Raw genomic sequence first — 8,077 nt, forward strand, 5'->3', positions numbered from 1 at the left:
CCATGTTCCGCAAGGCCGTAGGCCAGCCGCCGGCGCGTTACCTGGCGGACCGCGCCGGGGTCGCGACGTCAACCGCTGCCCCTGCGGCCATTGCATTGCGCTCGCTGCAGCCGCTTGATCAGCGCTGAACCGGAATCCGGATATCCCCGCCCCGGCACTGGGTTTTCACACTCTTGGGGCAGCCGGCAAAACGCAGTTCCTTGCTCAGGCACACACGCACTTCGGACAACACCTTGCCCTTGCAGATCACCGCCACGCCATGGTTGCCCATGGCCGGGTTACTCTCGCGAAACAGCGCCTCGATCTCCCGCGCCTCCAGGTAACCCGGCACGTTGAACGGCTGCAATTGCTGCGGGATCTGCACCGAGCTCAAGGCCGCATCGGTGGCTTCCAGGTAGCGCGAGGCGCCCAGACCGCTGCAGGTGCCATGTTTGGACCATTCATGCTTGAGCAATGCCTGCGTCGGGAACATCAACGCGCCTTTGGCCAGCTCATCGGCCGACAGCCGCGACTGCGCATCGCACGACGCCGGCCAGCCACCCCGCGCGTATTGCGGCCATAGCCCATGCAATACAAACCCGTAGCCTTTGCCGCTGCATTGCTCGTTGTTCGGGTGCGCCAGGCAGAACGTCGGCGACCACGACAGCGACAGCACATAAAAATCAAAGTCCCCCGCCGGCCGCTGCTCCCGTGGCGCCGCCTGCGTCGCCATACTTGCCAGTACCCACCCCACGGCCAGCCAGGCTGCCTTGTATTTCATCCGTCTGTTCCTTGAAAAAAATAAGCCCGCATTGTTAGCGCAGACCAACGCCCGGCGAAAGTCGTGAATGCAACACGTCGCCAAAGAAAACTACTCAGGATGGTAGGGATTGCGTTGCAGCACCTTGTCCAGAATCCGGTCGGTCTTCAACGCCTCGATCGCCAGCGCAGGATGCTCGGCGTCGCCGCGAATATGCGCATTCATGCCCAACACATGATGCCACTGGATATGCGTGTGGCAAGGCACCTCCAGCACTTCGTCGACTTCCCCTTCAAGCCGCAAGGGTTGGTCGTCGAACACTGCAAACGTGATACGACCCTGCGTGCCGATCAGCTCGACGCGATCTTCACGGCGGTCCGCGACAAAGTTCCAGCAACCCATGCCCAGCGCGCCGGAGCTGAAGGTCCAGCAGGCGGTCACCGCGTCTTCCGCCGCATACTGGCCGGCCTGTCGCGCGGTAAACCCGGCAACCTCGACAATGTCCCCGGCCAGGTACTGGAACAGATCAAAGCCGTGGCTGGCCAGGTCGGCAAAATAGCCGCCACCGGCAATGGCCGGGTCGGTGCGCCAATTGGCGGCGCTGGTGTCGTCGTCGGCCGGCGGCTTGCACAGCGACCAGGTCAGGTGCCGCAGTTGGCCGATACGCCCGTCGCGCAGCCAGTCGCGCACTTGCTGGAAACGCGGCAGCGAGCGGCGGTAGTAGGACACAAACAAGTGCAAACCAGCACGTTCGAAGGTGCGCTGCATCAATGCGCCCTGCTCGGCATTCAGTGCCATGGGTTTCTCGACGCAACAGTGCTTGCCGGCAGCGGCGACCATCAGGCTGTATTCAAGGTGGCTGTCGGGCGGCGTGGCGACGTACACCGCATCCACGTCAGGGTCGTTAATCAGTGCCTGCGCGTCGGTATAGAAACGGGCAATGCAGTGGCGTGCCGCATAATCGCGCACAACCTCTTCGCGGCGCCCCATCACGGCCACCAGAGCCGAACCTGGCGCTTTGTAGAAAGCAGGTCCACTCTTTAACTCAGTGACACTGCCACAACCGATCATGCCCCAACGTACGGTTTTCATCTGTTTGCCTCGTGCGTTTTCGTCAATCGACCAGTATCCACATCATCACGCGGGTGCGCCACCACCACCCAGCATGACATTTGCATTACACTTTTATGACAGACATTTCGCTGCGGGGTACAGACGGTGAAAATACGCGCAACGGTGATTTGCGAACACGAGGGGCACATCCTCTTCGTGCGCAAGGCCAAATCGAAATGGGCGTTGCCGGGCGGCAAGGTCGAACGCGACGAGCGCCCGGTCGGCGCCGCCGAGAGGGAATTGGAAGAAGAAACCGGGTTGAACGTCGACGGGCTGCTGTACCTGCAGGAATTGAAGGCGCGCGACACGCTGCACCATGTGTTCGAGGCGTCGGTCGTGAACATCGCGCAAGCGCGGCCATGCAACGAGATCACCGATTGCCGGTGGCACGCCTACGGTGCGCTGGACGAGCTGGACACCACCGACACCACGCGGCACATCGTCAAATCCTTTCTGCGACGCCTGTAGTTCCGCACTCTGCCCGCTCGCTCGACCAGGCAGTCGACAGAACTCAGTAGGTAATCTGAGGCTGCCCGGCAGACTGTGCAGGTTCTGCGTCGGGGCGCTTCACTCGAATCTGCTCAGGCAGGTTATCAACTTGCTCGCCACCGAAATCCGTAATCGCATCCAACGAGTTGGATGGAACAAAGGGAATCGGCGACGACGCGACGTTAGCGATACTGGACATTGCTTTACCTTTAACTCTACCCAACAGGATGTTGGGCTTCTTTGAGCACTGTCTTCGTGGCATTTTGAAACATTCAGTTCCATGAAGGGGCTGCGACCAATTCCGGTACCAGGCCAAACACAATAGACGGATGCGCGCGGAGTTTGCCGAGATCTACGTTTGAAGTTGAGGTCAAATCGCAGGCAAAAAAAATCCCAAGTAGCTGATGGAAACCTGGGATATAAAAATGCATAAACCGTGGGAGGTGAACGCGCGGCTATAATACCGATTGCCTAAACCTGTAACAAGATGGTTTTAATCCTTTCGTCGGACTAAAGTCGCTGTAAGTCATTCAATAACCACATATTTCTTAAGGTGGTCAGGTATATAAACGCCACTTTTTGGTGCAACTACCGGAGTGACTTGCGGGCACTATGTCCCTTTATAAAGAGGGGTTATAAATCGATCGCTGTATAAGGCTTTTCATCGACTGTCCTCTCAGCTGGTTGCACGTCTCGCTAAGTTCAATCCTGTTTGACGACGCCGCACTGGCCACGCGCTCCACTTGACTGCAGAGGGCCAGGTGCTCGGCGGCCTCTTCACGCTGGCGGTCGACTTCGATATTGAAGTGCACGAAATAGCTCCCCAACAACACCGCAATACACAGCACCGCGACCGCGAAGTAACGCAAGCTGTCGGGCGACCGGGGCTCTGAAGGGTTCGTCACTTTATTGCGCCCTGCTCTTCTGCCGGCGAGCGTCGGGGATCAGGAACAGCGCGGCGAGATCACCCGACGTCGCCTCGAAAAAAAGCGTTTGCATGCTTGCCTCCTGAATGCAGGGCGCAATTGTATGCACATAGAAACACAGAGATTGTCGTGGATTTGTAAAACGCGCCGACCGTGGTAGGCAATCCGTTTATTTACGCGCCACTTTGTAGCGCACGCAATCCTGATAAAAACTCTGGCGAATCGCCTCGGGCTTGAGCCGTGAACGGCTGTCATAGGTCTGTTCAGTGATGCCCATTGCCATCATGCGCATCCATGATTTATTGAACTTGATGGTCTGGATCTTCTGCCGCGCGGCATACAGTGAGACGCCCGAGAGCTTGAGTTCCTGAGCCCTGGCAGCCGTGCCCGCGCCCCAACTGCACATGTACTTGTCGCCCTCGCGCAGCTCACGTGCCTGCACGGCAGCTGCGCCGCCAGCCAGGGAACAGGCGATCAGCATGATTCCAACAGTGCGCATTTGCTTCCTCACCTAACCACCTGAAAATAAAAGCGATTCTGGCGAGGATTTTGTTACAAAGGGGCCACTAAATTGCCTTATCGCACTGTATGAGTGGGTGCCTTCGTCGGAAATGGCCGGGTCTATATCGATATCACAATCAGTCGGATCGACTTATTGGGGCGCCCTTTCAAGTCGTTTCATACGGTTTTTCCCCAGGCCGTGTCAGGCCCTTCTGATTTTTCCAGCCGTTCGTCCAGCGCCTTTTTTCCGCAGCAGACTCCGACGCCTTACCCTTTGCCGAGACGTCACGGATGACTAACGTTTCCCACATTGCCTTTATCAACCCTGAGCTGAACAGCATCGATCAACGCCCGGCCGAGTATCCCCAGCAGGTTAACGCCAGGTATGCCCACGCACTGGACTCCCTGAGACTGACCGATGCCGCACTGGACGGGATTTTGCCGTTTGAGTGGACGCGGTGGTACCACACCCATGCGGTGGACGTAGACTGTGGATTGGGGTTTGGCTGGGGCCACTCGCTGGCACATCGGCTGACGCTGACGGACGACTCGGTGGTATGGATTGACCATGAAAACCGATCGACTGTCCTGCCCTTGCCGACTGAGGCGCGACCGACAATCAGCAATCGCCTGGCCGACGCCGCGCTCTATCTGGGGGCTTGGCCTGATGAGCTGGTGCTGTCCCAGGCGTCACGTTTCTACCACTTCTACAACGGTGTGCTGACCGCAATCAGCGATGCCTACGACAACCGGCTGCGTGTTTTCCGCGATGCGTTGGGGCGCATTGAGCGATTGGATAACGGTGTCGGTCGCTCGCTGTTTTGGCGTTATGAGCACGGCCGCATGGTGGCGGTCGATTACCAGGTTGAGCGGGCCAAGGGGCGTGCGGACTGCGTCTGGCTGACTGAGCAGACCGTGGTTTCCTACACCTATGACGACATTGGACGACTGGCTTCAGCGACCAATGCTGCCGGGGAAAGCGAGATCTATCGGTACGACCAGCAGCACCTCATTCTTGAGCGCCAGTTGGCCGGCGGCGCGCGTTTCTTTTGGGCGTGGGAAGGGGCTGGCAAGGCTGCGCGATGTGTTCGGCATTGGGCCAGTTTTTTGCAGATGGACACGCGATATGTCTGGGGCGACGACGGCAGCGTTACCCTTCACAACGCCGATGGGAGCCAGGAAATGTATGTTCATGCCCCGCAGGCACGGCAGGTGCAGCGGGTTGATCCGGATGGCGCCAAGCATTTCAAATCCTACGACGACAAGGGTCGGCTGACGGTCGAGCAAGACCCGCTCGGCGCGGTGACGGCGTATCAATACGACAACGCCGGACGCTTGGTGGCGTTTTTTCCAGGGGAGGATGAGCCAACGTCCTACGAGTATGCCAATGGATTTTTACGCGTAGTACGCCGTGGCCAGACCGTTTGGAACTACGAGCACAATGACCAAGGCAATGTCATTCGTAAGACCGACCCCGATGGCAACGTGACCGACTATAGCTACAACAAATCTGGGCAGTTGATCGGGGTTTGGTTTCCGGACCACAGTTGCCTGCGGCGGGTGTGGAATGAGCGTGGGCAACTGCTTGAGGAACAGTGGCCGGACGGCGGCGGGAAGCGCTATCGCTATGACGATCTCGGTCGGCGGGTGGCGCAAGAGGACAAGCATGGGGCGCTGATCCAGTACCAGTGGGACAGTGTCGGACGGTTAGCGTGTGTGGTCATGCCCGACGGGGGCACGCGGGAATACAGCTACAACCCCTACGGAAAAATCACCGCCGAACGCGATGAACTGGGGCACGTCACTCGCTACGACTACACCGACGACCTGCCCCTGATCAGCCGCCGCTTGAATGCGGACGGCAGCCAGGTTAACTACCGCTATGACCACGTTCGATTGCTGCTCACCGAAATCGAAAACGAAGTCGGCGACATCTATCGGTTCGACTACCACCCCAACGGCCTGCTCCAGCAGGAGATCGGCTTTGACGGCCGACGCACCGCCTACGCCTACGACCTCAACGGTCACCTGCTGGAAAAAACCGAACACGGCGCCGACGGCAGTCTGCTGGTCACCCGCTACCGGCGAGACCACGCCGGTCGGTTGACAAGGAAAACCCTGCCCGACGGCAGCATCGTTGAATATACCTACGACCGCCAAGGCAACCTTCTCAGCGTCAATGACGACCACCGGCCCCTCACTTTCGCCTATGACCGGCAAAATCGCCTGATCGCCGAACATCAGGGCTGGGGCACACTCCGCTATGGCTACGACGCTTGCGGCCGGCTTAAACACCTGCGCTTACCGGACAACAACCAGTTGGTGTTCAACCATGACAAGGGCGGCCACCTGGCGACCGTCGAACTCAATGGCGCGCTGCTGACTTCACACCTGTTCGACGCCGGCCGAGAACACCAACGCGCCCAAGGCAAACTGCTCAGCAGCTACCAATACGATGACCATGGACGCCTGTTCAACCATGGCATCTGCGATCTCCAAGGCACTCGCTACCGCCGCCAATACGGCTACGACCAAGCCGGCAACCTCAGCCGCTTGCTCGACACGCGCAAAGGCGAACACCGCTACCACTACGACACGCTAAACCGCCTGGCCCGCGCCGATCACTCCCAGGCCGCGCAGGAACGCTTCGCCTACACTCCGGCTGGCGACCGTCTGACGCTCCAGGAGGGCCACCACTACGACTACGACGCCTTTGGCAACCTCGTCCGCGAACGGCACGGCAAGGACCACCCACTCATCACCGAATACCGCTACGACAGTCAGCACCGCCTGATCGGCCTCACCCGACCCAACGGCCAAACCGCCCACTACCGCTACGACCCGTTTGGTCGGCGCATCAGCAAAACCGTTGCCGGCACGACCAGCGAGTTTTTCTGGCAAGGCGACAAACTGATCGCCGAACACCACGCACAACTGCATCGCAGCTACGTCTACGAACCCGACAGTTTCCGCCCACTGGCCCTGCTGGAAGGCTTCGGCCCACACCACACCAGGCCTTTCCACTACCAACTGGATCACCTAGGCACCGCGCAGGAGCTGACCGCGCCCGACGGCGAAATCGTGTGGTCCGCGCACTACCGCGCCTACGGCCAGATCACCCGATTCGACATCGAAAAAATCGAAAACCCGCTGCGTTTCCAAGGTCAATACTGCGACCCGGAAAGCGGGCTGCACTACCACCGCCACCGCTACTACAATCCGCAGAGTGGTCGCTACCTGACGCCCGACCCGCTGAAAGAGGTGGGCGGGCTCAACGGCTATCGCTATGCGCCCAACCCCACAGGGTGGGGTCCGTCGGGGTTGAGCGCCTGCCACGCAAGTGAAGGGGCGCAAAGCGCAAACAAACTACAAAACGGGTGTGACGGCTCGCTGCGTGATCAGTCGATCAACTCCATGCCACCACCAACAACCCTGCCCCCAGTACCAGGCACAACGGCGAATAAAAATACGTATCCCACCGCGCAAACCGCGAACCACCTACCTTCTTGAAAAAGCCCACCAGCTCCGAATCGCCGATCGCCCTGGCAAACATGATCACGGCGATCACGCTGATGCCCCATTGCAATGCCCCATGGGACACTGCCGAAAAATACAGCCCGGCTCGCAGGCAAACGAGCAAGGCAATTGCCACCAGGCCCAGCGCCACCAGAAAGGTGCCCAACGCCGAGGGCTTGAACGCCGGGCGGGGCCCGCTGGCGAATTCGCCGGGGAGTTGGGGGATGGCGGCGAGGCTGCCGAGTTTGCCACCGGCGGCCCAATACAAATGCACCATGCTGACAAAGGTGAAAATACCGACGATCCATCGTGCGACGATAAAGCTCATGGCGGCCTCTCCCAGAATTTGTGCGATCTAGGATAGTCCCCCTGAGTTTTTTTGCAGGCATTTCGTCGGCGGCTGATGGTAAAGTGCCGCCCCATGAAAATCGCCCGTGCCGACCGTTCGTTCATTGCCTGGATGCTCTACTGCTGCGTCCTGTTCAATGTGTTCGCGTGCAGCATCGGTCATGGGCAGATGGTGGGCATGCAGCTCAATGGCATCGGCGGGCAGTTCTGTACCGTCGACCCACGTACCCAGGCGCCCAAACCGTCCAACTCCACCGATGAAAGCCTGCCGACGCTGTCCAAGGCGTTTGGTTGCCCGCTGTGTTCCACCGGCGGCATGGGCATTGATGGAGATGCTCGGCCAGTGGCAGATGCTGTGCCAGGGCGCAGCGTCCGCCGAAGAAGCATTGAGCCTGATGCACGAGCAGGCGCAGTTGGGGGTCAGGTTCGACTTGGTATTGGTCAA

7 protein-coding genes and 2 pseudogenes are annotated in these 8,077 nt (G+C 59.4%); 4 read left to right on the forward strand and 5 right to left on the reverse strand.

The genetic code is table 11. From position 1 onward, the window contains the following. Positions 1-128: pseudogene (locus tag L9Z73_RS20800) on the forward strand (AraC family transcriptional regulator); the annotation flags it as partial. On the opposite strand, the gene L9Z73_RS20805 reads toward L9Z73_RS20800, so the two are convergent. After that, entirely contained in the window at positions 119-760 is a 642-nt protein-coding gene (locus L9Z73_RS20805; RefSeq protein ID WP_247404876.1) for a ribonuclease T2, read from the reverse strand. The pseudogene L9Z73_RS20800 and the gene L9Z73_RS20805 sit on opposite strands and share 10 nt — an antisense overlap. 90 nt (positions 761-850) lie before the next feature. Further along, the gene (locus L9Z73_RS20810; protein WP_247404879.1) at positions 851-1,831 is read right to left on the reverse strand and encodes a Gfo/Idh/MocA family protein; all 981 of its coding nucleotides are present in this window, start codon (positions 1,829-1,831) and stop codon (positions 851-853) included. Positions 1,832-1,957: 126 nt separating this feature from the next. Here L9Z73_RS20810 and L9Z73_RS20815 point away from each other — a divergent pair, with 126 nt between their 5' ends. Continuing rightward, entirely contained in the window at positions 1,958-2,320 is a 363-nt protein-coding gene (locus L9Z73_RS20815) for an NUDIX hydrolase (RefSeq protein ID WP_247404883.1), read from the forward strand. A gap of 43 nt (positions 2,321-2,363) precedes the next feature. Here the strand turns inward: L9Z73_RS20815 and L9Z73_RS20820 are convergent, their stop codons facing one another. Next, positions 2,364-2,540 (reverse strand): hypothetical protein, encoded by a 177-nt coding sequence (locus L9Z73_RS20820; protein ID WP_247404885.1) that lies wholly within the window; start codon positions 2,538-2,540, stop codon positions 2,364-2,366. An 896-nt stretch (positions 2,541-3,436) separates the two neighbouring features. After that, positions 3,437-3,766 (reverse strand): hypothetical protein, encoded by a 330-nt coding sequence (locus tag L9Z73_RS20830; protein ID WP_026136677.1) that lies wholly within the window; start codon positions 3,764-3,766, stop codon positions 3,437-3,439. A gap of 407 nt (positions 3,767-4,173) precedes the next feature. Here L9Z73_RS20830 and L9Z73_RS20835 point away from each other — a divergent pair. After that, positions 4,174-7,098: pseudogene (locus L9Z73_RS20835) on the forward strand (RHS repeat-associated core domain-containing protein); the annotation flags it as partial. A gap of 76 nt (positions 7,099-7,174) precedes the next feature. On the opposite strand, the gene L9Z73_RS20840 reads toward L9Z73_RS20835, so the two are convergent. Continuing rightward, a complete protein-coding gene (locus L9Z73_RS20840) occupies positions 7,175-7,612 on the reverse strand; it encodes a DUF3995 domain-containing protein (RefSeq protein WP_247404891.1) in 438 nt (145 codons plus the stop codon). Between the two features lie 93 nt (positions 7,613-7,705). On the opposite strand from L9Z73_RS20840, the gene L9Z73_RS20845 reads away from it, so the two are divergent. Beyond that, on the forward strand, positions 7,706-8,077 hold a 372-nt coding region (locus L9Z73_RS20845; protein ID WP_247404894.1), incomplete at its 3' end, for a DUF2946 family protein.

The sequence above is a fragment of the Pseudomonas emilianonis genome (assembly GCF_023072625.1).
Classification (GTDB): domain Bacteria; phylum Pseudomonadota; class Gammaproteobacteria; order Pseudomonadales; family Pseudomonadaceae; genus Aquipseudomonas; species Aquipseudomonas paraveronii.